General features: G+C 63.4%; 25 protein-coding genes. 14 read left to right on the top strand and 11 right to left on the bottom strand.

Annotated elements, in window-relative coordinates:
* Positions 1-3: 3 nt before the first annotated feature.
* The 4 genes from NKH83_RS13525 to NKH83_RS13510 all read right to left on the bottom strand — a co-directional run bounded on the left by NKH83_RS13525 (position 4) and on the right by NKH83_RS13510 (position 3,877).
* The gene (locus NKH83_RS13525) at positions 4-795 is read right to left on the bottom strand and encodes an ABC transporter permease (protein WP_352804038.1); all 792 of its coding nucleotides are present in this window, start codon (positions 793-795) and stop codon (positions 4-6) included.
* Entirely contained in the window at positions 788-1,675 is an 888-nt protein-coding gene (locus NKH83_RS13520; RefSeq protein WP_352804041.1) for an ABC transporter permease, read from the bottom strand. Before NKH83_RS13520 ends, NKH83_RS13525 begins: the two co-directional genes overlap by 8 nt.
* Positions 1,672-2,709: an ABC transporter ATP-binding protein gene (locus NKH83_RS13515; RefSeq protein WP_352805080.1), complete on the bottom strand. Its 1,038-nt coding sequence runs from the start codon at positions 2,707-2,709 to the stop codon at positions 1,672-1,674. The genes NKH83_RS13520 and NKH83_RS13515 overlap by 4 nt, the downstream gene beginning before the upstream one ends.
* Positions 2,710-2,836: 127 nt before the next feature.
* Positions 2,837-3,877: an ABC transporter substrate-binding protein gene (locus NKH83_RS13510; protein WP_352805077.1), complete on the bottom strand. Its 1,041-nt coding sequence runs from the start codon at positions 3,875-3,877 to the stop codon at positions 2,837-2,839.
* Positions 3,878-4,022: 145 nt separating this feature from the next.
* Here NKH83_RS13510 and NKH83_RS13505 point away from each other — a divergent pair, with 145 nt between their 5' ends.
* Genes NKH83_RS13505 through NKH83_RS31630 form a run of 3 tightly spaced genes read left to right on the top strand, consistent with a single transcriptional unit; the run spans position 4,023 to position 6,049 of the window.
* Positions 4,023-5,072 carry a LacI family DNA-binding transcriptional regulator gene (locus tag NKH83_RS13505; RefSeq protein ID WP_352805074.1) on the top strand — a complete coding sequence of 350 codons (1,050 nt, stop codon included), beginning with the start codon at positions 4,023-4,025 and terminating at the stop codon, positions 5,070-5,072.
* A 45-nt stretch (positions 5,073-5,117) separates the two neighbouring features.
* Positions 5,118-5,795: an NADP-dependent oxidoreductase gene (locus tag NKH83_RS13500; RefSeq protein WP_502895570.1), complete on the top strand. Its 678-nt coding sequence runs from the start codon at positions 5,118-5,120 to the stop codon at positions 5,793-5,795.
* Positions 5,796-5,800: 5 nt separating this feature from the next.
* Positions 5,801-6,049, top strand: a complete 249-nt coding sequence (locus NKH83_RS31630; RefSeq protein WP_502895569.1) for a zinc-binding dehydrogenase — start codon at positions 5,801-5,803, stop codon at positions 6,047-6,049.
* Here NKH83_RS31630 and NKH83_RS13495 read toward each other — a convergent pair.
* Positions 6,042-6,971 carry a sugar kinase gene (locus tag NKH83_RS13495; RefSeq protein ID WP_352805071.1) on the bottom strand — a complete coding sequence of 310 codons (930 nt, stop codon included), beginning with the start codon at positions 6,969-6,971 and terminating at the stop codon, positions 6,042-6,044. The genes NKH83_RS31630 and NKH83_RS13495 overlap by 8 nt on opposite strands.
* A gap of 157 nt (positions 6,972-7,128) precedes the next feature.
* Between NKH83_RS13495 and NKH83_RS13490 the strand changes: the two genes are divergently transcribed.
* Positions 7,129-7,575 (top strand): FixH family protein, encoded by a 447-nt coding sequence (locus NKH83_RS13490; RefSeq protein WP_352805068.1) that lies wholly within the window; start codon positions 7,129-7,131, stop codon positions 7,573-7,575.
* Positions 7,576-7,582: 7 nt separating this feature from the next.
* Positions 7,583-8,782 (top strand): cytochrome-c peroxidase, encoded by a 1,200-nt coding sequence (locus tag NKH83_RS13485; protein WP_352805065.1) that lies wholly within the window; start codon positions 7,583-7,585, stop codon positions 8,780-8,782.
* A gap of 66 nt (positions 8,783-8,848) precedes the next feature.
* Here the strand turns inward: NKH83_RS13485 and NKH83_RS13480 are convergent, their stop codons facing one another.
* Positions 8,849-9,301: an Lrp/AsnC family transcriptional regulator gene (locus tag NKH83_RS13480; RefSeq protein WP_352805062.1), complete on the bottom strand. Its 453-nt coding sequence runs from the start codon at positions 9,299-9,301 to the stop codon at positions 8,849-8,851.
* Between the two features lie 163 nt (positions 9,302-9,464).
* Here NKH83_RS13480 and putA point away from each other — a divergent pair, with 163 nt between their 5' ends.
* The gene (gene putA / locus NKH83_RS13475) at positions 9,465-13,076 is read left to right on the top strand and encodes a bifunctional proline dehydrogenase/L-glutamate gamma-semialdehyde dehydrogenase PutA (RefSeq protein ID WP_352805059.1); all 3,612 of its coding nucleotides are present in this window, start codon (positions 9,465-9,467) and stop codon (positions 13,074-13,076) included.
* 69 nt (positions 13,077-13,145) lie between these two features.
* On the opposite strand, the gene NKH83_RS13470 is transcribed toward putA, so the two are convergent.
* The 3 genes from NKH83_RS13470 to NKH83_RS13460 are packed head-to-tail and all read right to left on the bottom strand — an operon-like array spanning position 13,146 to position 17,077.
* Entirely contained in the window at positions 13,146-14,444 is a 1,299-nt protein-coding gene (locus NKH83_RS13470) for a TonB family protein (protein ID WP_352477655.1), read from the bottom strand.
* A gap of 36 nt (positions 14,445-14,480) precedes the next feature.
* A complete protein-coding gene (locus NKH83_RS13465; RefSeq protein WP_352477656.1) occupies positions 14,481-14,912 on the bottom strand; it encodes a hypothetical protein in 432 nt (143 codons plus the stop codon).
* A 5-nt stretch (positions 14,913-14,917) separates the two neighbouring features.
* Complete coding sequence (locus NKH83_RS13460; protein ID WP_352805055.1) at positions 14,918-17,077, bottom strand: TonB-dependent hemoglobin/transferrin/lactoferrin family receptor; 2,160 nt, start codon at positions 17,075-17,077, stop codon at positions 14,918-14,920.
* 276 nt (positions 17,078-17,353) lie between these two features.
* Between NKH83_RS13460 and hemP the strand changes: the two genes are divergently transcribed.
* The 5 genes from hemP (at position 17,354) to NKH83_RS13435 (ending at position 21,601) form a co-directional block, all read left to right on the top strand.
* Positions 17,354-17,560, top strand: coding sequence for a hemin uptake protein HemP (gene hemP / locus NKH83_RS13455; RefSeq protein ID WP_352477658.1), 207 nt, complete (start codon positions 17,354-17,356; stop codon positions 17,558-17,560).
* A 9-nt stretch (positions 17,561-17,569) separates the two neighbouring features.
* The gene (locus NKH83_RS13450; protein ID WP_352805052.1) at positions 17,570-18,628 is read left to right on the top strand and encodes a hemin-degrading factor; all 1,059 of its coding nucleotides are present in this window, start codon (positions 17,570-17,572) and stop codon (positions 18,626-18,628) included.
* An 11-nt stretch (positions 18,629-18,639) separates the two neighbouring features.
* Positions 18,640-19,548 carry a heme/hemin ABC transporter substrate-binding protein gene (locus tag NKH83_RS13445; RefSeq protein WP_352477660.1) on the top strand — a complete coding sequence of 303 codons (909 nt, stop codon included), beginning with the start codon at positions 18,640-18,642 and terminating at the stop codon, positions 19,546-19,548.
* Between the two features lie 5 nt (positions 19,549-19,553).
* The gene (locus tag NKH83_RS13440; protein WP_352477662.1) at positions 19,554-20,657 is read left to right on the top strand and encodes a FecCD family ABC transporter permease; all 1,104 of its coding nucleotides are present in this window, start codon (positions 19,554-19,556) and stop codon (positions 20,655-20,657) included.
* A gap of 155 nt (positions 20,658-20,812) precedes the next feature.
* Positions 20,813-21,601, top strand: a complete 789-nt coding sequence (locus NKH83_RS13435; RefSeq protein WP_352477663.1) for a heme ABC transporter ATP-binding protein — start codon at positions 20,813-20,815, stop codon at positions 21,599-21,601.
* 13 nt (positions 21,602-21,614) lie between these two features.
* On the opposite strand, the gene rirA is transcribed toward NKH83_RS13435, so the two are convergent.
* The gene (rirA, locus tag NKH83_RS13430; RefSeq protein WP_352477664.1) at positions 21,615-22,076 is read right to left on the bottom strand and encodes an iron-responsive transcriptional regulator RirA; all 462 of its coding nucleotides are present in this window, start codon (positions 22,074-22,076) and stop codon (positions 21,615-21,617) included.
* Between the two features lie 191 nt (positions 22,077-22,267).
* Between rirA and NKH83_RS13425 the strand changes: the two genes are divergently transcribed.
* From NKH83_RS13425 to NKH83_RS13415, 3 genes are all read left to right on the top strand, one after another.
* A complete protein-coding gene (locus tag NKH83_RS13425) occupies positions 22,268-23,566 on the top strand; it encodes a DUF445 domain-containing protein (protein WP_352477666.1) in 1,299 nt (432 codons plus the stop codon).
* A gap of 83 nt (positions 23,567-23,649) precedes the next feature.
* Positions 23,650-24,078: a phasin family protein gene (locus tag NKH83_RS13420; protein ID WP_352805048.1), complete on the top strand. Its 429-nt coding sequence runs from the start codon at positions 23,650-23,652 to the stop codon at positions 24,076-24,078.
* Positions 24,079-24,216: 138 nt separating this feature from the next.
* Complete coding sequence (locus tag NKH83_RS13415; protein WP_254818237.1) at positions 24,217-24,714, top strand: MaoC family dehydratase; 498 nt, start codon at positions 24,217-24,219, stop codon at positions 24,712-24,714.
* Positions 24,715-24,752: 38 nt separating this feature from the next.
* Here NKH83_RS13415 and NKH83_RS13410 read toward each other — a convergent pair whose 3' ends face one another.
* Entirely contained in the window at positions 24,753-26,156 is a 1,404-nt protein-coding gene (locus tag NKH83_RS13410; protein ID WP_352805045.1) for an aminotransferase-like domain-containing protein, read from the bottom strand.
* Positions 26,157-26,239: the final 83 nt, after the last annotated feature.

The raw sequence follows: 26,239 nt of genomic DNA, 5'->3' as shown, positions 1-26,239 counted from the left end.
CGGTCAGGATTTTTGGCGAAGGGTCACAATCAGGACCACGGCCACGACGATGACGGTCCACAATGTCGAGATCGCCGCAATGGTCGGATCGATCTGATCGCGCAGCGACAGGAACATAAGCTTCGGCATCGTGCTGTTGCGACCGCTTGCAATGAAGATCGAAATCACAGACTCGTCGAGCGAAGTCAGGAACGCCATCAATGTCGCCGACAGCAAGCTGATCCGAAGTTGCGGAACGATTATTCCGCCAATGGCTCTGGCCCAGTTTGCACCGAGGCTGCGCGCCGCCTGAACCTGGTTCCAGTCAAAGCGGGCGAGAGCGGGTAGCAACACAATGCAGGCGACCGGAACGGCCAGCACCACATGTCCGACCAGCACACCGAATAGCGTTCCGATCAGATGTTGTGCGGCCAACACAAAGAAGAGACCGATCGCAAGCAGGATACCTGGGGTGATCGAGGGGGTCAGCAGGACACTCTGGATGGCCGCAGCGGTCTTTCCGCCCAGCCGGTTCATTGAAATGCAGGCGAGCAGCGCGAAAGGCACCGCGATCAACGCCGTCAATGTCCCAAGGATCAAACTCGTCCTCAGCGCGGCCATCCACGTTGCCGAGCCGAAGAAGTTCTCGTACCAGCGCAACGAGTAGGCGTGCGGCGGAAACTCGAGGAGATTCGATGCCGAAAAGGAAAGCGGCACCACCACGAGCGTCGGCAGCATCAGAAATGCCATGACAAGAGCGGCAAAGCTCCAGAGCAAAATGCGGGCGAGCCTGTTTTGCGGATAGGCTTCAAGCATGGGAGGCTTCCACGGTGTTCTGGGCCACCAGCCGGCGTGCCGCCAGCAACATCACACCGATCAGCGCTATGAGAACGAGGAGCAGAATGCCCAGGACGCTCGCCGATCCCCAGTCCTGAAAGGTCGATAATGTACGCTCGATCCGGGTAGAGAGCGGATTTACCTTGCCGCCGCCAAGCACCGCCGGCGTGATGAAAAAACCTATGGCGTAGATGAGGACGATGATCGAACCCGAGAAGATGCCGCCCGCCGAAAGCGGCATAATGACGGTGCGGATCACCTGCCTGAGAGTGGCTCCCATGCTCGCTGCCGCGCGAATGAGATTTGGGTCGATATCGCGCATCGCAGCATAAACAGGCAGCAGAAAGAGTGGCAGCATGTAGTGCACCATGCCGATGAGCGTTCCGGTGAAGTTGTAGACCAGCGGCAATGGCTCCGCCGTCAGGCCTGAACCGGTCAACGCCGCGTTGACCAGGCCGTCGCGCCGCAAAAGCACGAGCCAACCATAGGTACGCACCAGAATGGAGGTCCACAGCGGCAGCATGACGAACGCCATGAGCACGTTGGCCAACCTTGGTCTGACGCTGGCCAGAGCGAGCGCCAGAGGGGTGCCGAGGAGAATGCAGGCCGCTAGCGTACCCAAGGACAGTTCGAGGGTCGTGACGAGCGCCGACCATGTCAGTCCGCTCGAAAGGACCTTCTGGTAATTGCCAACGGTGTACTCACCTCCGGTGGTCAGGAAGGATTGCCGGATTATCCAAAGGATGGGCAGTATCGCCGCCAGTCCAACGATGAACAGCGCCGGAAGCGAAAGCGATAGAAAAAACCGCCGCTCGCGCCGTGCATCCACTGCGAGCGCCGGATCCCGGACGACGGTCACGCCGTCGCTCCCGGTATCGCGTGAACCTTCGCTGCTGGTGCATATGCGGTCATCCGCTGACCGGCGGCAAGTTCGGCGCAGCCGCCGGCCAGCGCTGCCGGAATGCAGACAAGAACCTCTTGCCCACCGTCAAGCGCCAGCGTCAAAAGCCAGTTCTCGCCGCGGAACGCTTTGGTGCGCAGTATTCCTTCGAGAGCCACTCCGTCTCCCCCGACGAGCTTCGCATCAAGATGGAAGCTTTCGGCGCGGATCATCAGCGTTTCGCGTGATGCTTCGGCGCCGTCGATTCTGCGCGCCGAGCCCGGGGCCACAATGTTGGCCTCGCCCATGAACTCCGCGACGAAGCGGGTCGATGGACGATCATAAATCCGCTGCGGCGTATCTATCTGCTGGATGCGGCCAGAATTCATCACCGCAATCCGGTCAGACATAATCAGCGCTTCGCGCTGGTCGTGGGTCACATAGATTGTGGTGATCCGTAGATGATCATGCAGACGCCGGATCTCATACTGCATGGTCTCGCGCAGGTTCTTGTCGAGTGCCGACAGCGGCTCGTCCATCAACATCACGCGCGGTTCGAAGACGATAGCCCGCGCCAATGCCACCCGTTGACGTTGGCCGCCGGATAGTGCGGCCACATTGCGCTCCGCCAGGCCATCCAGCTTCACGCGGGCCAAGGTGTCAAGCGCCCGCTGACGCGCCTCCGCTCTCGGTACCTTGCGCAGCACCAGCGGATACGCGACGTTCGCCAGGACGTTCATGTGAGGAAACAAGGCGTAATTCTGGAATACTATGCCGATGTCTCGTTTGTTGGGCGGCAGGCGGGTGATGTCTCGATCGCCCAGGAAAAGTTTACCGGAATCCGGCCGGACAAAGCCGGCCAGAGCCATGAGTAACGTGGTCTTGCCCGATCCCGATGGCCCTAGCAGCGTGAGGAATTCGCCAGCCTGAATGTCGAGCGAAACATCATCCAGTGCGACGTAGGACCCATAAGCCTTGTGCACGCTTTCGATGGTGATCGCGAGCGACTTCATCATGTGCTCCAGCCTTGAAGCGCGTCGCGTTCGACCGGCTTCACGCTACGCGCTTCAGGTTCTTGTTTTCATGCATGTCGTTGTCGCGCGCTGCACATTTTTGCGCGACATGCGTCAGAGCTGAGAGTCAGCGAGCCATCATTTCATCGAAGGCTCGTTGGGCAGCCTCGCCATTCTTGACCCACCATTCTGAATTGGAAAACACCGAAGTGCCAGCATTTTCAGGGGCGGTCGCAAGTGTCTTCAGACGGTCCTCGGGAATAAGTCCACCCTCATATGCCGCAGGATTGACTGGGCCATAGGCAATGAAATCGGTCAGCTTGGCAACCCGCGCGGGCTGCGTCATCGCTGCAATGAGCTTCATCGCGGCTTCCTTGTTCGGCGCTCCCTTCGGCACCCCAAGACAATCCGTGCCGATGACCGAACCCTTGAACGTGTAGTCAGCCGCGCCGCCATCGGCTTTCACGGTTTGGGCGCGTCCGTTCCAGGTAATGACCAAATCCGCCTCACCGTCTTTCAGCAACTGCGCGGATTGGGCGCCCGAGGTCCACCACACGGCGACGTTTGGTTTAATCGCTTCAAGCCGCTTGATGGCGCGCTCTAGCCCTTCCGGCGTGCTGAGCACGGAATAGACGTCCGCCGGTGCCACGCCATCGGAGAGAAGCGCGATCTCGATCGAGTCTTGCGCATTGGCGCGCAACGCGCGACGGCCAGAAAATTTGGCAACATCCCAGAACTCCGCCCACGTCTTCGGCGGGTTCTCGCCATAGGTCTTGGTGTTCCACGACATGACGGTGCCATAGGAATCGAACGGATAGCAGTAGTCGGACTTTGCGCCGTCCGGCACGGATTTCGGATCGATGATCTTGTAGTCGAGCGGCTCCAGCAGCGATTGCGCGGCAGCCTGCGCCCCTTCCGGCGAACCCAGGTGGACGATATCGGTCGTGACTGCACCCGAGGTAACCTGCATCTTCAGGGCGGCCAGGCCGTCGCTCTGCGTCTCCTCGCGGACATCATAGCCAAGCTCTTTTGCAGCCGGCCCCCACATGGCCTCCTTGATGGCGTTGCCATAGTCGCCGCCCGCGGTCGTGATGGTGACCGTCTGCGCATGCACGGGCAGGGCAGCCGAGATTGCGAATGCTGTTAAGGAAATGCGTAGCCAGGACATAGGTTTTCCTCCCCAACTTTTATGGAATATCGCTTGAAAGAGCCATTATTTTGTAATCGTAACGTTACGATTGCATCTAGATACGCTAGAGTCAAGCTGCTTCCTATGGAGTTCGATTGACCGGGATGTCGAATTCGGTAACGCTATGGCGGTCAGCAAATCAGCCGGCGCTTTCGCAAATGAAGTCGGGCGAACAATGGCCAATCTAAAGCAGATCGCCGCGGAACTTTCCCTCTCGGTGACGACGGTATCCCGCGCTCTGAAGGATGGGCCGGAAGTGCAGCCCTCGACCATAGCCCGCGTCAAGGAGGCGGCTAAGCGGGTCGGCTATTTACCAAATCATCATGGTCGCGCGCTCAAAACCGGTCGAACGCAGACGCTGACGGCGGTGCTCCCGATGGAGACACGAGACCATCTGTCCGATCTGTTGAAGCTTCCTTTGATCGAAGGCATGACGCTGGCGGCGCGGCAAGCCGGTTATAGTCTGTCCATCTATTCCACCACTCCCGACGACGATCCCGTTGAGAGTGTGCAGCGGCAGCTTCAGGCGCGCAGCGCAGACGGCCTGATCATCACACGCCTGGTGTCGGCTGATCCGCGCGTCAGGCTGCTGCTGGATCAACGCATGCCATTCGTCGCGTTTGGAAGAACGGACCTGGATATCGCCTATCCCTATGTCGATGTCGACAATGAACAGATTGCCTACGAGGCGACCCGGCGGCTCATGGATAAGGGCTGTCGACGCATTGCGCTGCAACTTCTCGTTCCGGAGGACCAGGCGAGTGCCATGCGTCTTTCCGGGTATGGAAGGGCAATGGCCGAGGCCGGTATTCCGATCGACCAGTCGCTGATCGGTCATGGCATGTTCACCATGGAATCGAGCGCCGGCTGGTTCGATCGCTTGCTGGCGTCATCAGATTCGCCAACGGGCTTGGCGTGCGCCAACGAACTGGGCCTGCTGGGAGCGTTGCACGCTCTCGGCAAGCGGGGTCTTACAGCAGGCCGCGACGTCCACATCGTCACCCGTGACAGCACGCGGCTGGCACGCTTCCTGCCCGCAAAGATCGGAGTTCATTCCGTCGATATGGCGGGTGTTGGACGCAAACTTATCGAAGTCCTGGAGAGCCGGATCATCAATCCGCTTGGGCCGGTGGAGACAGTCTTGGTGCAAGGCAGATTCGAGCCGGCCGAATAGTCCGGGCGGCCGTATAACAAGAAGGGCACCCTGCGGCTGGCCGAAATGCCGGAGCCGGAGCTCCAGGACAGCGATGTCCTTGTAGAGGTCCATGCCGCTGGGGTGAACCTGCTCGATTCCAAGGTCAGAACCGGAGAATTCAAGCTCATCCTGCCCTATCGTCGGCCGTTCATCCTGGGCCACGACGTGGCCGGAACGGTTATCCGCGTGGGATCGAAAGTTCGCAAGTTCAAAGCCGACGACGATGTCTATGCGCGGCCGCGCGATGGCCGGATTGGGACATTCGCCGAATTCATTGCCGTGAATGAAGCCGACGTGGCCTTGAAGCCTGAGAATCTCAGCATGGAAGAAGCGGCCTCGATTCCCCCGGTCGGACTGACCGCCTGGCAGACGCTTATCGACAGGGCAAACCTAAAGAGGGGACAGAAGGTCTTCATTCAGGCTGGTTCCGGCGGCGTCGGAACATTCGCCATTCAGTTGGCCAAGCACCTCGGCGCGACCGTTGCGACAACCGCGAGCGCGGCGAGTGCCGATCTGCTGAAAAGCCTCGGCGCCGATGTCGTCGTCGACTACAGGAAAGACGACTTCGAGAAAGTTTTGTCGGGCTACGATGTCGTCTTGAACAGCCAGGACGCCAAAACACTGAGCGTGCTGAAAGCGGGTGGGAAGCTCATCTCCATTTCCGGTCCACCGGATCCCGAATTTGCCAGGAAAAGGGACTGAATTTGATGCTGAAGCTGGTGCTGCGCTTCCTGAGTCGCGGAATTCGGGCCAAAGCCAAGCGCCGCGGCGTGCAGTTTTTCGTTCCTTTTCATGTGGGCGCAGGGCGATCAGCTGAGCAAAATCACCGCGTCATCGAAGCCGGCGCGATCCGCCCGGTTGTGGATCGAGTCTTTCCATTCGAAGCGACCAATGACGCCCTGGCCTATGTCGAAACAGGACGCGCCAAGGGCAAGGTCGTCATCAAGCTCAGATAGCAGGTGCCTCGAACGCACCCCTCAACGTCTCGAACGGCGCCAGGGCGCCGCGCACCTGCACGACGGCGGCGGCGACGCGATGGGCGCGCTGCACCGCTTCTTCCGGGGCATGTCCGGCAAGGCGGGCGGCGAGGTAGGCGCCGTTGAAGGAGTCGCCGGCACCGGTGGTGTCGACCGGCGCGGCGACATGCACCGCCGGCACCGATTGCAAGCCGCCGTTCCGGGCGATCAGCGCCGGCTCCTCGCCGTTCTTGACGACGACTTCACCGACCAGCTTTCGCAGCCGTTCGGCTGTTTCCTGCGGTGTCGTATCACCAAATAGCACCTGCTCGTCGGGGAAGGTCGGCAGCGCGATGTCGGCGACTGCGAGCGCCTCGAGCATGGCGGCCTGTGCTTCCTCGCGCCGGCGCCACAGCCGCGGCCGGTAATTGGGATCAAAGGCGATCAGCGAGCCGGCCGCGCGCGCTGTGGCCACGGCCGTCAGCAGTACCTTGCGTGGAGCCTCGTCGAGAATTGCCAAAGTGATTCCGGAAAAATAAACAAGCGCCTGGTTTTCAAGGCTTTTCTGCAATGCGGCTGGGTTCGAAGCCAACTGCCTTGCGGCCGCATCGGCCCGCCAGTAGGTGAAAGAACGTTCGGCGCCGGTCAGCGTGATCGCATAGAGGCCGGGGCGGGCGCCCGCTATCACCGGGCTGGCGCCGATGCCGATGCCGTTCTCGGCCAGGAACTTGATCTGGTCGCGCGAGAACGGGTCGTCGCCGAAGGCCGACACGTAGGTCGCCGGCCGCTCGCTGCTCAAGGCATGCAGCGCCCATAAAGTGTTGAACGTGTCGCCGGCAAAGCCCATGCGCCAGTTCAGCCCGGCCTGGCCCGAAAGCTCGAGCATGCACTCGCCAATCGAGGCGATGCCGTTTCCTGCCATGAAGCACTCCTCCATCCTGCAATTGCGGTGCTGTAGCTTTTTGCGGCCGGCAGCGCCATGCTTGGCGACGGCGGATTCTTGCGCTGGGCGCGATTTCCCACAGGGGCGTGGGACGCGATCTGCCCAGCGAAACGTTATCCGCAGAACAGGAATTGGTTTGGCATCGTTATGGCGTTATCTTCTTGGAGGCCTCGGCCTGGCTGCCTTGCTTGCCGGCGTGCTGGCCGTCGTCTATCTGACGGCGCCGCATGCGCCGCAACCAAGCTCGGACGTAGGCCGTTCCAAGACGACGGCGAACAAGCTGTTCGTGGCGACTTTCGAGCCCGAGAAAGGCGTCATCCGGCAGGGCGAACTGGAATCCTGGCTGCTGACGCTGAAAACCATCGAGGGTGCGCCGGTGGAAGGTGCTGCGATAACGATTTCCGGCGGCATGCCGCAGCACAAGCACGGTCTGCCGACCAGCCCGCAGGCGACCGATTACCTCGGCGCCGGGCGCTATCGCATCGATGGGGTCAAATTCACGATGAGCGGGTGGTGGCAATTGCATTTTGCCATTTCCGCTGCGGCCGGTTCGGACACTGTCGTCTTCAACGTGGTGCTGTGAGCCGCTGATGAGCTGGTTTTCCAGTCTTCTCGTGTTGGTGGTGGTGGCCGTGCTTGCCGGCTGCGGCAGACCGGAGTTCTCCGATGCCGAAAAGCAGACCATCGCCTCATTGGCGCTGTCCAGGCTGCCGCCGCTGAAACCCGACACCACCAATCGCTTCGCCGATGTGCCGGCCGCCGCGGCACTCGGCTCGACGCTGTTCTTCGACACCGGGATGAGCGGCGACGGCACGGTATCGTGCTCGACGTGCCACAAGATCGACCGCCAATTCCAGGACGACCTGCCGCAAGCGGTCGGGGTCGGCCGCACCAATCGTCGTACCATGCCGTTGGCCGGCGTCGCGCATGATCCCTGGTTCTTCTGGGACGGGCGGCGCGACAGCCTGTGGGCCCAGGCGCTGACACCGCTTGAAAATCCGCTGGAGCAGGCCGGCAACCGCGCCGCCTTCGCGCATTACATCAAGGCCCGCTTCGGCGAGCGCTATGAGCGCATCTTCGGCCCGCTGCCGAACCTTTCGGGCGTGCCGGCCAATGCCAGCCCGCTTGGCAGCGATGCCGAGAAGGAGGCCTGGAACGCCATGCCCGCCAGCCAAGCCGAGGAGGTCAACCGCGTCTTTGCCAACATCGGCAAGGCGATCGCCGCCTTCGAGCGCTCGATCGCGCCGCCGCAGACACGCTTCGACCGCTTTGCCATCGACCTGGCTGCGGGCGCCGAGCCGAAAGGCGACGCCGCCTTTTCCTCGGAGGAAATCCTCGGCCTGAAGCTGTTCATCGGCAAGGCCAATTGCGTGACCTGCCACAATGGCCCGCGGTTTACCGACGGCAGCTTCCACAACACCGGCGTGCCGCCGGTCGCGGGCCTGCCGCCGGATCGCGGCCGCGTCGACGCGGTACGCCAAGTCGAGGCCGATCCGTTCAACTGTTTCGGCGCCTTTCGCGACGGCGATGTCAGCGCCTGCCGCGAACTGCGCTTCATGGTCAAGGCCGGGCCGGAACTCGTTCGTGCGTATAAGACGCCGTCGCTGCGGGGTGCCGCCACCCGGCCGCCCTACATGCACGCCGGGCAGTTTTCCTCGCTCGACGAGGTGGTGGCGCATTATTCCAAGGCACCGGCAAGCGTCGAGGGCACATCCGAGATCCACCCGCTGCAGCTTTCGGACCACGAACGCGCGGCGCTGGTGGCGTTTTTGAAGACACTGGCGGAGTGAGGGTGGCTCAGCGCGCTGTGTAGCGATCCTTCGCTGTCCCGCCAACATTACCGCAACAGCGCTCTCCTACCGATCCTTCACCGTCTCCATCGCGACAAACGTCGAGGTCTGGGCAACGTGCGGCAGGGCGGAGATCCGCTCGCCGAGCACGCGGCGATAGGCGGCGATGTCGGTGGTGCGGACCTTCAGCAGATAGTCGAAGCTCGACGCCATCATGTGGCACTGCTCGATCTCCGGCACCGCCTGCACGGCGCGGTTGAAGGCGTCGAGCGCGGCCGAGCGGGTGTCGGACAGTTTCACCTGGACGAAGGCGACATGACCTTCGCCCATGCGCTCGCGATCGATGATCGCCTGGTAGCCCCTGATAAAGCCGTCCATCTCCAGCCGCTTGACCCGCGCCTGCACCGGCGTCTTCGACAGCCCGACTTTTGCCGCGAGTTCCGACATGGAAAGCCGGCCGTTGCTGCCCAGCGCCGACAGGATGTTCCTGTCAATGCGGTCCAATTGGTCTTCTGTCATTGAAATTCTGGTCAAATTGGCGTGGATCGGCCGTCATGATAGATCAATCGACCTCTGCTGTCGATTTCTTTGGACCGACTGCGATCGGGCTTTGTGCTAGCTTTGCGCCATTCGGTCCGGCGACCGCCGGCCCGCTCACTGATGCTTGCTCTACAGGACCGTCATGCCAGCGCTCGATGCCATCCGCCAGCAGATCCGTGCCAATTACCTGCCTGACGAAGACGGGGCTGTGAAGCGGCTGGCCGAGGCGACGAGGCTTGCAGGGAAAGACCGAAAGGCGATCTCGGCCCGCGCTGCCGATCTGGTGCGCGCGGTGCGCGGCTCGTCCGATCCGCGGCTGATGGAGGTCTTTCTGTCCGCCTATGGCCTCTCGACCAAGGAGGGCGTGGCGCTGATGTGCCTGGCCGAGGCGCTGCTGCGGGTGCCCGACACCGAGACGATGGACGATCTCATCGCCGACAAGATCGCGCCGCACGACTGGTCGGCGCATGCGGGCGGCTCGAGCTCGATCTTCATCAACGCGTCTACCTGGGCGCTGATGCTGACAGGCCGCGTGCTCGACGAAGGCGAGGGCGGCATCGAAGGCACGCTGCGCGCCATGGTGCGCCGGTTGGGCGAGCCGGTCATCCGCAAGGCGGTGGCGGCGGCGATGCGCGAGATGGGCGAGCAGTTCGTGCTCGGCCGCACCATTGCCGAGGCGGTCAGGCGCGGCCGGCCGATGACGCAGAAGGGCTATCTCTATTCGTTCGACATGCTGGGCGAGGCGGCCCGCACCGAGGCCGATGCCTTGCGCTATCTCAAGGCCTATGCCGACGCCATCTCGTCGCTCGATGCCGGCGCCAACGGCCCCGACATCCGCCAGAACCACGGCATCTCGGTCAAGCTTTCGGCGCTGCATCCGCGCTATGAAGTCACGCAGAAGGAAAAGATGCTGCCCGTCATGGCCGAGCGGCTGCTGTCGCTGGCGCTCGCAGCGCGCCATTCGCGCATGGGCCTCAACATCGACGCCGAGGAAGCCGACCGCCTCGATTTGTCGCTCGACGTCATCGAGCGGGTGCTGGCCGAGCCGGAGCTTGCCGGCTGGAACGGTTTTGGCGTCGTCGTGCAGGCCTATGGCCCACGCGCCGCGTTCGTTATCGACTGGCTCTACGAACTGGCGAGGAAATATGACCGCAGCATCATGGTGCGGCTGGTCAAGGGCGCCTATTGGGACACCGAAATAAAGCGGGCGCAGACGCTCGGGCTCGACGGCTATCCGGTCTTTACCCGCAAGGCCAACACCGACGTCTCCTACCTGGCTTGCGCCAAGAAGCTGTTGGCGATGACCGACCGCATCTATCCCCAATTCGCCACCCACAACGCCCACACCGTCGCCGCCATCCTGTCGATGACGACGGACCGCGATACATTCGAATTCCAGCGGCTGCACGGCATGGGCGAGGCGCTGCATGAGACGGTGCGGCGGACCGAAGGCACGCGCTGCCGCATCTATGCGCCGGTCGGCGCGCATTCCGATCTGCTCGCCTATCTGGTCCGCCGGCTGCTCGAAAACGGCGCCAATTCCTCCTTTGTCCACCAGCTCACCGACGAGGAAGTCGAGCCCGAGGACATCGCCCGTGATCCGCTGGAAATCGTTGAGAAGCAAGGTCCCGCCGCCAATCCGGCGATCGTGCCGCCATCGGCGATCTTCGGTCCCGGCCGGCGCAACTCCAAGGGTTTCGATATCACCGACACGCTGACGCTGGCCGCGATCGACAAGGCGAGGGCCGAGTTCGCCGGGCCGGAGTGCTGGCACGCCAAGCCGGTCAGCCGCGCCGCCGGCTACGGCAAGCAGCGTCCGGTCGTCAATCCGGCAAAACCTTCGGAAGTGGTCGGCACGGTCAGCGAGGCCGGCGTAAAGCAGGTCGAGACCGCCGTGCGCATCGCCGTCGAGGCACAACCGGCGTGGGCAAAACGCCCGGTTGCCGAGCGCGCCGCCATCCTCAACCGGGCGGCCGATCTCTACGAAGCGAACGCCGTCGAGTTCTTTGCACTCGCCGCCCGCGAGGCCGGCAAGTCGCTCGCCGACGGCGTTGCCGAGGTGCGCGAGGCGGTCGATTTCCTGCGCTACTATGCGGCCGAGGCCGCAAATGCCGAGGCGGGAACCGAGGCGCGCGGCGCCATCGCCTGCATCTCGCCGTGGAATTTTCCGCTCGCCATCTTCACCGGGCAGATTGCGGCAGCACTCGTCACCGGTAATTCCGTCATCGCCAAGCCTGCCGAACAGACGCCGCTGATCGCTTTCCGTGCTGTCCAGCTGCTGCGCGAGGCCGGCGTGCCGGAGGATGTCATCCAGCTTCTGCCCGGCGACGGCCCCTCGGTCGGCGGCCCGCTGACCGCTGACCCACGCATTGCCGGCGTCTGCTTCACCGGCTCGACGGAGGTCGCCAAGCTGATCGAAAAGCAACTCGCCGAGACCGCTGCGCCCGATGCCATGCTGATCGCCGAGACCGGCGGCCTGAACGCCATGATCGTCGATTCCACTGCGCTGCCCGAACAGGCGGTGCGCGACATCCTGGCCTCCGCCTTCCAGAGTGCCGGCCAGCGCTGCTCGGCATTGCGCATTCTCTACGTGCAGAAGGACGTCGAGAAGAAGATGCTGGAGATGCTGAAAGGCGCGATGGAAGCGCTTAGCCTCGGCGACCCATGGCGGGTATCGACCGATGTCGGCCCGGTCATCGACGACGAGGCGCAAGCGTCGATCCGCGACTACTGCACCAAAATGGGCCTGCAGGGCCGGCTGATCGCTAAACTCGAAGCACCGAAGGATGGCCGCTTCGTTGCGCCGCACGTCTTTCGGGTCAAGGGCATCGAGGAGCTGGAGCGCGAGGTGTTCGGGCCGGTGCTGCATGTCGCCACCTTCGATGCCGACGAGATCGATGCGGTGATCGCGGCGATCAACCGCAAGGGCTATGGCCTGACCTTCGGCCTGCACACCCGCATCGAAGGCCGCGCCCAGCATTTCGTTGACGGCATCCACGCCGGCAACATCTACGTCAACCGCAACCAGATCGGTGCCGTCGTCGGCGCGCAGCCGTTCGGCGGCGAGGGGCTTTCCGGCACTGGGCCGAAGGCTGGCGGCCCGCATTATCTTCGGCGCTTCCGCAAGGGGCCGGAGGCCGGTACCCATCTTGCCGAAGGCCGCAAGGTGACGGCGACCGAGCTCGCCGACAATCTGCCGGACCCGACGTTTGGCGGCTGGTCGACGCGGCCGGACCGCGTAACCATCCTGAGGAAACATCTGCGCGGTAAGGGTGCCGCGGCCATCGGCGCTGCCGCCGCCATCGATTTCGGTCAGGTCGACCTGCCCGGGCCGACCGGCGAGGCCAACACGCTGTCGCTGGCGCCGCGCGGGCGCGTGCTGTGCCTCGGTCCCGACGCGGATACGCTGCTTGCCCAGACCATCCAGGCGCTGGCCGCCGGCAACGCGGTGCTCGCCGTCGCGCCCGGCGCGCCGGCGGCGCTATCGGCGCTGACCGGCAAGGGCCTGCCGCTGGCGGCGATCGACGGCCGGCCGGACCCGGTCGAAGCGCGCTCGCTGCGGGTCGATGTCGTCGCCTTTTCCGGTACGCCCGAGGCCACGCGCATCGTGCGCAAGGTCATCGCCGAGCGCGCCGGCCCGATCGTGCCGCTGGTCAGCGAAGTCTATTATCCGGCCGCCTATGCGCACGAGCGCGCCGTCTGCGTCGACACCACGGCGGCGGGCGGCAATGCCAGCCTGCTGGCCGCTGCGTAGGGTTTCGCCAGGGTTCGCGTATCGCCGGCAGCGGCGGCGCCGACTTTGGTGCCGGCATGGGGATGGTCGCTACCTGATACCGAGCGGCACTTCGAACTGCCAGGCCGAGCGACCGGCTCCATCTGGAATAGGGGGAAACGGAGAAGCCCGGCGGACTGCGTCGAGTGCGGCCTTGTCCAGCGCGGCAACACCCGAACTGCCCGTCAGCCTGGCCGACCGGACGCTGCCATTCGATGCGACGGTAAAGGCAACGGTAGCCGTGCCGGTGGCGCGCGTGCGTGTCGAATTGAACGCCCGCACCAGCTTAGACCTGATCTTGCCGGGATAGTTGGTGACGGTCGCATTGCCGACGCCTGATTTGCCGCCCCTGCTGGCGGTCAGGATCTTGCCGTCCTTCTTGCCGTCGGCCGCGCCGCGCGCGACATCCGTTTCGTCACGGCCGCCAGAGCCGGTCTTTTTCTTCTTGGAATCGGCTTTGGCAAGTGCCTTGCTCGCTTTCTTGCGCAAGGCCGGCTTTTCGGGCTCGTTTGGTTCGGCCCTCCTGGCCGGCTTTTTCTGTGCGGTTGCCTTTTTCGGTTGCTTGGGCTTCGGCCTTTCCGGCTTCGGTTCTTCCGCCGCGCCGACTGTCTCGGTCGTCTGAACCGTTTCGGCCGGCGCCGGGTCGGCCGGTGCCGGAGCACTCGTCTCGGCAGGCTCGGCCGTTTCGACCGCGCTGACTGGCGGCGGCACGGCATTGTCGTCGGCAGGCACCAGCCTGTCGGTCGCAAGAATGTCGGGCGATGGGCCCTGGCGGGCTGGCCGGACGGGTTGGGTAGGTGCGGGCTCGGTGCGATCGGCAGGCGCAGCAGCCTCCGTGGCGGGCTCGCTGACCGGCTCGGCCACTTCTGTTCCGGAAGCTTCGGCCGCGCCAGTGACCGGCTGGAGCGTCTCCGCCGCCGCAGTCGCCTGTGCCTCGACCGTTTCCACCGGTCTGGCGTCCAGCATCGTCACCATCGTCACGTTGGCCACGTCCGGGTCGTCTCCGACATCGCCGGCTGCCTGCTGCGGGTCGGCGCCGAGCAGCATTTCGCCTTGCTGGTCGGCACCTTCGATCCTTGGCCGGTCGTCCGGCAGCGTGAGAAAAGCCAGCGCCACGGCTACGTGGAATGCGCAAGAGCAGGCGATCGCCACCGTCCAGTTGCGGCGCCGCTGCTTCTGTCGTGCCTGCCGCATTGGCTCCACAGGCACCGTATGCAAGTTGCCGTCGGCATCGACGATGTAACTGTCTTCCGGTCTGTCGCGCAGCGAAACACGCAGCGCCTCGCGCGGGATGGCGAAATCCGGATCGTCCGGCTCCGGCGGCAGGAAACCGGCTAGCGGCCACGCCATGGCGTTTCGTGCGAAGGCGGGTTCCAGTCCCAAAATTCAGACCCCGAAGGCGATGCCGGTCCTGGTCTGCGTCTTCAGCCGGCGCATGCAGGCATTCGGCTCGGCGCCGGCGCATTCCGTGGCGCTGTTGATCAACACGCGGCTGAGCTTGCCGCAATCGGTGCCGGCAAGGTCGAAACGCGTCACCTTGGTCTTGCCTGCCGGCAGCTCTTTGAAATCGAGCACGGTCAGCCGATCGACGACACCGACCTCGTTGAACAGCGCGACCTCGAATGCCGCCTTGGACAGATCGGCACCGAGATTGTTGGTGACCACGAAGGTCAGGCGGCAGCCCTTGTCGGATGGTTGCGCGCCGTTCAGTTCTAGGTTCAGCGCCGGCGCTGGCTGCTGTGTCCATGCCGGAGCCGCTGCAAGCGATATTGCCAGCACCGCGGCGAACAGACGAAGGGATGCCGTCATGCCTGTCATTGTCGTCAGCCTCCAAACCTCATGGTCGCCGCCAGCTTCAGGGTGACGCCGGGCTCGTAGACGACGCTCGTCGTCGATGCGTTCAGCGGGTTGGCGTATTTGACGTCGAACAGATTGTCGGCGCGAAAATCGACCTTGAAATTGTTGGTCGCCTGGTAGCTGGCGAAGGCATTGACCAGCGTATAGTCCTTGGCCACCGCGTTGCCCTGCGGCTTGCCGTTGTATTGCACCTCGCCGCCGATAGTCAGCCTGTCCTCGAGGAAGCGAAACCCGAGTTGCCCGGTGACCTGGGAGGAGGGGACCGTGACAAGGTCCGCCCGTTCGCCTTCATAGGAGATGGTGTGGCCGTCGGTGACCGACGCCGACAGCCCGGCAAAGCCCCAGGCGGCGTCATAGACGCCCTCCATCTCGAAGCCGTGGATCCTGGCCTTGGCGAAATTCTGGTACTGGAAGCAGATCGGGATGCCCGGACCGAATGGGCAGCCGCTGGTCGGGTCGAACGGCGACAACGTCACGCCGTCGATGTAGTCGTCGACGTTGTTGTTGAAATAGGCCGCCTTCAGCCGCAGCGCGTCATCAGCCTCGATGACGCCATTGGTGCTGTAATTGACGCCAAACTCCACCGTCTTGCCGATTTCAGGCTTCAAATTCGGATTGGGGAGAAACGGGAAGCTGACGCCTGACGGATGATTGCCGCTGATCAGCGTCTCCGACAGCGACGGAGAACGGTAGCCTTCCGCATAGGTGCCGTAGAATTGCAGCCCGGAAAGGCCGGCGGTTTCGAAGGGCGAAAGGCCCACTGTGATGCGTGGCGACAGCCGGTTGCCAGAGGTTTCGCCGACATCGCTGTCGAGCTTGTAGCTGTCGTAACGCAGCCCGGCGATGACCTCGAGCCAGTACCAGGTGAGCTTGTCCTGAACGTAAGCGCCGGAGACGTTTCTATCGCCCGAAGGCGTGTAGAAACTGTCGCCGCCCGCCGCGCCGCCTGTCTCGACATCGTCGCCGACCCAGTCGCCGCCATAGGTCAGCTCATGCGCGATTCCAACGGTCTCGAATCTCGACGTGTTCCAGATGTCGATGCCAGAGGTGCCGATGTCGAACATCGATTTCGAACCCGCCGGCAAAACCACGGGCAGACCGGTGACCGGATCAAACCGGTTTTGCGCGACAAGGGTCGTCAGATCGAGCTTGGTCTTGTTGTAAGAGGCGTTGATGTGGAGATCGAGCCAGCTCCTGTCTTCGTCGGTGATGTTGTAGCGGGCCGTGAAGGTATTCGCCTTCAGGTCGGCGTCGTTCACCGGCGCACTGCCGCTGGTTTCGGTCCATCCGTCGTTCGAGCCGATCCAACCGAGCTTCAGTTCGCTGTTGTCGCTGGGGCGGATGGTCGTCTTGAGCAGCCCGCTCAAGACGTCGAAGCCGGTGCCCGCTACAGTGTCGCCGCCGCCATGCTTGTAGTCGTCATAATCGCGGTAGACGATGTTGCCGAGCACGTCCCAATTCTCGTTGATCCGATAGGCACCGCTGGCGCTGGTGGTCCAGCCTTCGCCGTTGGTTTCGTAGCGCCCGGTCGCTGCTGCCGCCCAGGTCTCGTCGGACCTGAGGAAATCCTGCGCATCCTTGGTGTCGAAAAAGACGACGCCGCCGATCGCCCCGGAGCCATAGGTGTTGGCGACCGGGCCGCGGATCACGTCGACGGATTTGATTAATTCGGGATCGATGTAGAAGATCGATTGCGTGCCATGATCCGAGCGCTGGAAATTCTGACGAGCGCCGTCGACAATGACGGAGACGCGGCCGAAATCCTGCAGGCCGCGGATGTTGATGCTGGAGCTGACACGCCTCGCGTCGGCCTGGACGGCGACACCCGGCACACCGAACAGCATTTCGTTGGGCGTCGTCGCCATGCGGCGCTCGAGCTGTTCCTCGTCGACATGGCTGGCTGAAGCAAGCGACTCGATCGCCGTCTCGCCGGTACGGCTGAGGATCAGGATCTTGTCGAGCAGCGTGGTACCCGTCAAAGCCGGCTTTGCCTGTTCGGGCTGTTGTGACGGGTCAGTCCGTTGCTGGCCGGTTGCCGGTTGGGCGGCCTGCTGGGCGCCGGCCGGTGTGGCGAGCAGCGGGATCGCCGCCGCGCCGGCCAGCAACGCGGCCATTTTGCTTGCCATAGACCCCATTTTTCTTGCCGTCGACCAGTGTGTCAGGCCGTTGCCCGCCAGCCGTCCCCAATTCGCCAACCCCATGCTGCAACTCCAAGAATCCATGTTCGATGCTGGCTGGCTTGGGCTCGCTGGCATTTTTCATCGCGTCCGGCGCCTTAAATATTGACTCATTTACTCCGGTATTGCACTGCTAGAATAACATGACCATTCGAGTCAAGAATTGAATCGGCATTTCACGCAGGCGCCGAGCCAGATGCCCGGCACAGGAAAGGGATCGAACCAATGAATACGCACAATCCCAGCGACTTTCGCTATCGCGTCCGCCGTTCCGACGAAAATTCCATCCGTTTCGACCGGGTCCAATCGGCCGTGAGAACGCTGTCCAGCAACACGCTGTTCCAGGGTGAGCACGAGATCGGCATCGAGCATCACGGTGCGCTGTATCGGCTGAAGATCACCCGGCAGGGCAAGCTCATTCTCAACAAGTAGGTGGTAGAAATGGACCAGCGCGTAAAACCCGCCCCGCACGAGATCCGGCGGGCACGGGCAGACAATCCGAAGATGCGCGAGCGTGACCTCGCCGCCCAGCTGAGGATTTCGGAGGCCGAACTGGTCGCCGCGCATTGCGGCGACGGGGTCGTGCGCGTCGAGCCGCGTGTCAACGACCTCTTGATTGGCCTCGAAGCTGTCGGTGAGGTGATGGCGCTGACCCGCAACGAAAGCGCGGTGCACGAGAAGATTGGCGTCTACGACAAGGTCGTCACCGGCAATCACAATGCCATGGTGCTCGGCGAAAACATCGACCTGCGCATTTTCCCAAAAGTCTGGGCGCACGGCTTTGCCCTGGAAAAGCGCGATGGCGCCGACATCCGCCGCAGCCTGCAGTTCTTCGACACCGCAGGCGAGGCGGTACACAAGGTGCATCTCAGGCCAGCCTCCAACCTCTACGCCTATCAGAAACTGGTGGCCGGGCTGGAATCGCCGAACCAGGAGCCGACGGTGGCGATTTCAGCGGGCACGGCTGACGAGACCGAGACTGCGGACAATTCGGCGAGCGTCGACGATCTGCGCAACCGCTGGAGCCAGTTGACCGACGTGCACCAGTTCTTCGGCATGCTGAAGACACTGAAGATCAGTCGCCGACAGGCGGTGCGCATGGTCGGCCAGGACTACGCCTGGCTGGTCGAGAAGGATGCAGTGAACGCCATGTTCAACCACGCCGCTGCCGGCGCCATTCCGATCATGTGCTTTGTCGGCAATCGCGGCTGCATCCAGATCCATTCCGGCCCCGTCGCCTCGATCAAGCCGATGGGACCATGGCTCAACGTGCTCGACGAAACCTTCCATCTGCACCTGCGGACCGACCACATCGATGAGGTCTGGGCAGTGCGCAAGCCGACCAAGGACGGCCATGTCACGTCGCTCGAAGTCTATGGCGCCGACGGCAAGATGATCATCCAGTTCTTCGGTAAGCGGCACGAAGGCGAAAGCGAGCGCGAAGACTGGCGCTTTCTGGCCGAAAACCTGCCGCGCATTCCAAGCCCGACCGCAGCCTGAGGACAACGACTATGGTGTCTTTGCTCAAACGGGCGCGTGTTTTCAGAATGGCGCTCGGGCCGGCGATCGCCCTTTTCCTGGCCTTTGCCGCATTGCTGCCGGCCCACGCCACTGAAGGCACGGAGGTCTTTGCGGACCCGTCGAAGATAGCCGCCATCGGCGGCTCGATCACGGAGATCGTCTTTGCGCTCGGCGAGCAGGATCGGCTGGTCGCCCGCGATTCGACCAGCCGCTATCCGCAAGCGGCGGCGGAACTGCCTGATGTCGGCTACATGCGCCAGCTGTCGCCGGAGGGTGTGCTGTCGGTCAATCCGTCGGGCATACTGGCGCTGCACGGCAGCGGACCGAAGGAAGCCGTCGACGTGCTGAAGAAAACGAGCATCCCGTTCATCGAGGTGCCCGAGCGCTACGACCACGAAGGCATTCTAGAAAAGATCCACATCGTCGGCAAGGCGCTCGGCACCGAGGCCAAGGCCGATGCGCTGGCGGCCCAGACAGACGCCAAGCTGAAGGCAGTTGAAAAGCAGACCGCCTCGATCAAGGAGCGCAGGCGCATCCTGTTCGTGCTGTCGATGCAGGGCGGCAAGCTGCTTGCCGCTGGCAGCGACACCGCCGCCGACGGCATCATCAAGCTTTCGGGCGGCATCAACGCCATCGACGGATTTGCCGGCTACAAGCAATTGTCGGACGAGGCAGTCATCACCGCCAGGCCCGACGTGATCCTGATGATGAACAACGCCGGGCCGGCCACCGCGGATGACGAATTGTTTTCGAACCCTGCCGTCGCTTCGACGCCGGCGGGTGCAGCCCGCACGCTGATCCGCATGGACGGCGGCTACCTGCTCGGCTTCGGTCCACGCACGGCCGACGCCATCCATGATCTCGCCGTCTCGCTCTATGGCAGCCAGGTCACGGATTGAGCGCGATGGCCGATCATTCGATCGCCGGTGCGGTGGCCATCATGGCGACGGCAGCCGAGGGTGACCGTTCGCGGCGCGCCCGCATCGTCATCGTGCTGCTCTGCGTCGGGCTGGCTATCGCCGTGCTGTTGTCGCTGACCTCCGGCGCGTCCGATGCCTCGGCCATCGGCGTCATGCACAACTGGCTGTTCGGCGCGTTGCCCGGCGACGCGGCGTTGAGCGCCCGCGACCGCCTGATCATCCATGACATCCGTCTGCCGCGCATGATTCTGGGCGTGCTGATCGGTGCATCGCTTGCCGTCTCCGGTGCCGTCATGCAGGGGTTGTTCCGCAATCCGCTGGCCGACCCCGGCCTGATCGGCGTTTCGGCTGGATCGAGCCTCGGTGCGGTCGCCGTCATCGTGCTTGGTTCGACCATGCTGGCGCCGCTGACTTCAGCGCTCGGCACGACGGCTTTGCCGCTGGCTGCGTTCTGCGGCGGGCTGGCGACGACATTGCTGCTCTATCGGGTCGCGACACGACAAGGCCGGACCTCGGTCGCCACCATGCTGCTCGCCGGCATCGCGCTGGCGGCGCTTGCCATGGCGCTGACCGGCATCCTGATTTTCATGGCCGACGACCGGCAATTGCGCGACCTGACCTTCTGGCAGCTCGGTTCGCTGGGCGGCGCAACCTGGCAGAAGATCGGCTCGGTCGGGCCGGTCATCGTGCTGGCGCTGGCGGCAATGCCGTTCCTGGCGCGGGGCCTCAACGCGCTGGCACTTGGCGAGGCCACCGCCGGCCATCTCGGCATCCCGGTGCAGCGCCTGAAATACACCGCCATCATCGGCGTCTCGGCAGCGGTCGGCGCCTCCGTCGCGGTCAGCGGCGGCATCGGCTTCGTCGGTATCGTCGTACCGCATTTGCTACGTTTGCTGATTGGCCCGGACAACCGCTATCTGCTGCCTGCATCGGCACTGCTTGGTGCGGCGCTGCTGCTTTTGGCCGACGCCGTCGCCCGCACCATCGTCGCCCCGGCCGAATTGCCGATCGGCATCGTCACCGCGGTCGCCGGCGCACCGTTCTTCCTGTGGATCCTGCTGCGTAAGCGCGGCGTCATCGACCTGTGAGAGACCGTTTGGAAACTCTACTCTGGCGGCCATTTGATGGCGTTTTCTGCGCTTCCGGTGCTCACGGACACAAATGTCCGCTCCGCTCCGGTTCTCGAAACCACCACCATATGACTCGCCAGAGCGAATTTCGAAACAGTCTCTAAGAGGTTTTTATGATCGAAGCGCGGGATGTCTCGGTGGCGATCGGCGGCAAGCGCATTGTCGCCCATATCGATTTCGCGGCTTGGCCCGGCGAGGTCGCGGCCATCGTCGGCCCCAACGGTTCGGGCAAGACGACCTTTCTCAGAGCACTGTCCGGCGATCTTGCTTATTCGGGAGAGGTCACCGTCAACGGCCGCAATCTATCCGCGATGAAGCCGGTCGAGGCGGCGACGGTGCGCGCGGTGCTGCCACAGGCGACGACGCTGTCCTTCCCGTTCACCGTGCGTGAGATCGTCAGGCTAGGCCTGGTCGGCGGGCGCTCCGGCGCGTTGCCCGGCGAGGACCAGCGCCTGCCCGAACGGGCGCTGGCTCGCGTCGACCTCGACGGTTTTGCCGGCCGCTTCTACCAGGAGCTGTCCGGCGGCGAGCAGCAGCGCGTGCAGCTTGCCCGCGTTCTGTGCCAGGTATGGGCGCCGGTGCTCGACGGCAAGCCGCGCTATTTGTTCCTCGACGAGCCGGTGTCCAGCCTCGACATCAAACACCAGCTGATCATCATGCAAATCGCGCGTGATTTCGCCAGGCGCGGCGGCGGCGTGGTCGCCATCCTGCACGACCTCAATTTGACGGCGATGTATGCCGACCGGATCTTCGTCATGCATCGCGGCAGGCTCGCCGCTACAGGTTCGCCGCAACAGGTGCTCAGCGACGAACTGATCGAAAAGGTCTTCGATTGCCGGCTGAAGGTCGGCGTGTTGCCGGCGGCAAACATGCCGTTCGTACTGCCGCAATCGGCGGCTTAGGCAATCAGAGAACTCAAGCGGCCGGCGCCCTTTGCACCAGCATGTCGATGCCGAGCAGGTGCCGCACATTCGGGCGCGCCGCCACCAGATCGGCGATCGTGTAGCGCGACAGTACCGCGAAGAAGGCGTTGAGCGCTTCGCGCAATGCCGAATTCAAGGCGCAGCTGTCGACCAGCGGGCATTCGGCGGCATCGTTCTCGAAGCACTCGGCCATGGCAAAGCTTTCCTCAGTCACCCGCACGACATCGAACAGGCTGATTGATTCGGCCGCACGGCCGAGCCTGACGCCGCCATTCCTGCCGCGCACCGTTTCGATCAGCCCGTGCTCGACCAGCGGCTGCAGGATCTTGAACAGGAAAAGTTCCGATACCGAATAGGCGGCGGCGATCTCGGGGATGCGGCTCAACCGTTCGGTGTTGGCGGCGCAATACATCAGAATGCGCATGGCGTAGTTTGTCTGACGGGTAAGCCGCATCGTGTCCTCACATAGCAGTGGTTGGCGTCAATATGGCCTATAGTTTGGAACAATTCCAGACTGGCGCTGCATAATAGATGAATTTCGGCCTCAAGTTTGCGTGCACGATTGCGCGCGCTGAAACCAGCGGCGCGCTTTCCGGGGCAGGCGGCACTAGATAAGTTCGCATACACGATCAGGAGCGGCCCATCATGTCTCGACCAGCCCCGGCATTTGCATCTGTCGCGTCCGCCCGGTTCGATGCCGATGCCAAGCTTTCGGCGCTCAGGCGCACCAAGTTCGTTGCCGCCGCAGCACTTGCGTTTTGCGTGCTGGTCTTTGCGGTGGCGAAATCGCTCGAGAGCCGGCATGCGTGGCTGGGCTTCGTCGCCGCTTTCGCCGAGGCGGCGACGATCGGCGGGCTGGCCGACTGGTATGCGGTGGTGGCGCTGTTTCGGCGGCCGCTTGGCCTGCCAATCCCGCATACGGCCATCATCCCGGAAAACCAGAACCGCATCGCCGACAATCTCGGCCGCTTCATCGAGGTCAATTTCCTGGCGCCGGAACCGGTGCGCGAAAAGCTCGCCGAGGTGGACTTTTCGGCGCTGGTCGCGGACTGGCTGGCCGACCCGAACCGCGCCGCCGATTTGTCGCGTTTCGTTGGCCGGCTGGTGCCGCAGACGCTGGCAGCGGTCGAGCAATCCGGGCTGCGCGGATTCGTCACCAGCCGCATGCTGGAGCAGATCGAGAAGGTACCGCTGGCGCCGCTTGCCGCCGAGCTGCTGTCGGCGCTGACCGACGATCGCCGCCACCAGAAATTATTCGACGAGTTCACCAAGGTGGTCGGCCGCTTCCTGAGCGACGAGCAGGCGCTGGCGACGATGCGCGAGAAGATCCGGGAGGAACTGCCGTCGCTGTTCAACCTGTTTCGCGCCGACGCCTATCTGTTGAAGAAGATCGTTGCGTCGGCCGGCTCGCTGCTCGATGAGGTGCGGGCCGATCCGCACCACCCGATGCGAGCCGAATTCGACCTTTTCGTCGAAACCTTCGTCGAGCGGTTGAGGACATCCAAACAATATGCCAGGCGCGCCGAAAAGCTGAAGCGCGATTTCCTTGCCCGGCCAGAGCTCAGCGCGTTGGCCGGCGATATGTGGGACAGCCTGCGGCTGTTCATCGAACAGGACGCCAAGGCGCCGAATTCGATGATCCGCGACCATCTCGCCACCATGTTCGTCGAGGTCGGCCGCCATCTTGCCGACGACGCGCAGATCAGGGCCGACATGAACCAGGGCTTCATCGTGGCGCTGGCCTCCTTCGTCGAAAGCCAGAAAAGCGGCGTGTCGAAGTTCATCGCCGACCAGGTCAAGCGCTGGGACCTCGCGCAACTGACAAGGCTTATAGAAATGAACATCGGCAAGGACCTGCAATATATCCGCTTCAACGGCATGATCATCGGTGGCCTTGCCGGGCTCGTGCTCTACATCGCCGAGCGGCTGTTTCTCGTCGGCTGACTCGTCCGAATGGACCGCTGAGCTTCGCTGCACTATCTTCGGTGCAGTGACGGCGTTCACGGCAACAGCGGGAGAGAACCAGCATGGCAAAACGACCGGAGCCTGAGTCCTTCATCGACATGTTCGGCAAGTTCGGCCGCGACCTGAAGCTGCCGAATGTCGATGTCGAGGCGATCCTCGCTCACAACCGCAAAAACTTGGAAGCGCTGGAGAAGTCGGCCCGGGCGAGTGCCGCCGGAGCGTCGGCGCTGTTGTCCAGGCAACGCGAGATGCTGCAGGACACGCTGCGCGAAATCACCGACATGGCACAAAACTACAGGGCGCCCGGCAATCCCCAGGAAATGATGCAGAAGCAGGCGGCGTTCGCCAGGAAATCCTTCGAGACCGCGCTGAAGAATGCCGGCGAGATGGCCGAACTGGCGAGGGCGTCCGGCACCGAATCGATCGAAATCCTGCGCAGCCGCATCAAGGAGGCGATGGAGGAGATCCGCGCCGGCCACCACAAGGGGTAAGCTGTTCCCCGGCAGCACGCTTGCCGGCAGCGAAGACCGGCGGTTCGCGGCCGAAGATTATGGGCTGGAATCGCACTGGCGAATTGACAGGGGCGGCCGGTCGTGGTCCGGAACAGGCAAGCGATCGGGAAAGCAGGAATGACGCAGATACGGCCGAGGACGCCGCCGACCTTCGAGCAACTCAGGGCGATGGCCGGGCAGGAGTTGGGCGTTTCGGACTGGACGTTGGTCGATCAGCACCGCATCGACCAGTTTGCCGAATGCACTGGCGATCATCAATGGATCCATGTCGATCCCGAACGGGCGAAGCGGCAAAGCCCGTTCCGCACCACGATCGCGCATGGCTATCTGACCCTGTCGATCATCGGCGCGCTGGCGCTCGAGATGGGGATCGTGCCCGAAAACACGCAGGCCGCGTTCAACTACGGTTTCGACAAAGTGCGTTTCGTGGCACCGGTCAGGGTCGGCTCGCGAATCAGGCTGCGCACCACGCTGTTGTCGATGGAAGACAAAGGTCCGGGGCAGTATTTGATGAAGGCCGCCAATACAGTCGAGATCGAAGGCGAGCAAAAGCCGGCGCTGACCGCCGAGACGCTCGTCATGCTTTATGCACGCCGCAAGCGGGCAGGGGCCTGAGGGCACAGCCTCAGGCCAGCAGGCTTCCGGCAGCGCAATCAACGCGACATCGCCTCTTCAAGCGCCATGAAAATCCGGTCGTCTCCCGATTGGGCGACGTTGAAGCGCATGTAACGGCTGGCCGAACGGGACAGGCTGAACGGATTGCCGGGCGCAAGCACGACGTTGGCCGACAAAGCGTGACGGGCGACGTCCGCGGCATCTATTCCCTCCGGCAGCCTGCACCATAAAAACATGCCGGCCGGCCGATCTATCCACGGCACAATGCCGATTGCTCTGAGCCGGGTGCCGGTTTCTTCCATGGCGCGCGAGAGCCGCGCGCGCAGCAGATCGACGTGCTTGCGATAGAGGCCGTCCTTCAGCAACGTCAGCACCAGTTCGGATGCAAGTCGCCCGCTGCCAAAGGATGTGGCAATCTTGAGATCGGTCAAACCTTCCATCCAGTCGCGAGGAGCGGCGATGAAGCCGCAGCGCACCGATGCCGACAGCGTCTTGGAAAAGCTTCCGATATGGATGACCCGGCTGAGGCCGTCGAAGGCCGCCAGCCTGGGCGCGGGCGTGTGTTCGAAATCGGCGAAGATATCGTCCTCGATGATCGTCAGCCCCGACTGATCGGCGAGCTTCAGCACCCGATGGGCAACGACCGGGGACAATATCGCACCGGTCGGATTATGGAGCGCCGAATTGGTGATGTAGAGGCGCGGCCGGTGCTCGTTCAGCGCCTGCGCGAACAGTTCGGTGTCCGGCCCCGAGCGCGTGTAGGGGACGCTGATCACCTTGGCCCGATGGGCGCGCAACAGGGCATGGAAGTTGAAATAGCAGGGATCGTCGACCAACACCGTGTCACCCGGTTCGAGCAGGAACCGGCACAGCAGGTCGATCGCCTGAGTGCCCGATGCCGTCAGCATGATCTGTTCCGGGGACGCTTCGATGCCGTGCTCGGCCATGCGCCGCGCCAGCAGATGTCGCAACGCCGGCAACCCGAGCGGCGTGCCGTAATCGGTCAGCGCTGCGTCGTCGGCGCGGGCCATCGTCCGCAGCGCGCGACGCAATCCGGTCTCGGGCATCCATGACGCCGGCAACCAGCCGCAACCCGGTTTCAGGACGCCGTCGCCGGCTTCCAGCGATTGGCGCGAGACCCAGAGCGGGTCGACAGCACGGTCAAGCCTGGGGCCGATCTCGGCCAGCGACAGCGGAGCCAGCGGTCCGGCGGCATAGAAGCCCGAGCCTGGCCGCGAGCGGATCATGCCTTCCGCCGCAAGACGTTCATAGGCTTCGACCACGGTGGATTTGGAAACCTGCATGGCCTTGGCGAAAGCCCGGATCGAAGGCAGCCGCATTCCCGGTGTCAGGCTGCGCGAGGCGATCCTGTGCCTGATCGTCGCCATGACGCTTTCGACAAGCGTTCGGTTGCCTTCATCTGTTGTCGTCTGCTCGTCCATCCGTACTGCTCGCCCCACCATGACAGTTTTGTCAAACTGTACCCGATTGTCTCTGGTGGAGCCATACGCTCGGCCCGATAGAG

This window comes from Mesorhizobium sp. M0909 (genome assembly GCF_040319515.1).
Taxonomy (GTDB): domain Bacteria; phylum Pseudomonadota; class Alphaproteobacteria; order Rhizobiales; family Rhizobiaceae; genus Mesorhizobium.
Note: the sequence above shows the minus strand (reverse complement) of the source record. Positions and strands in the feature narration are given on the sequence as shown.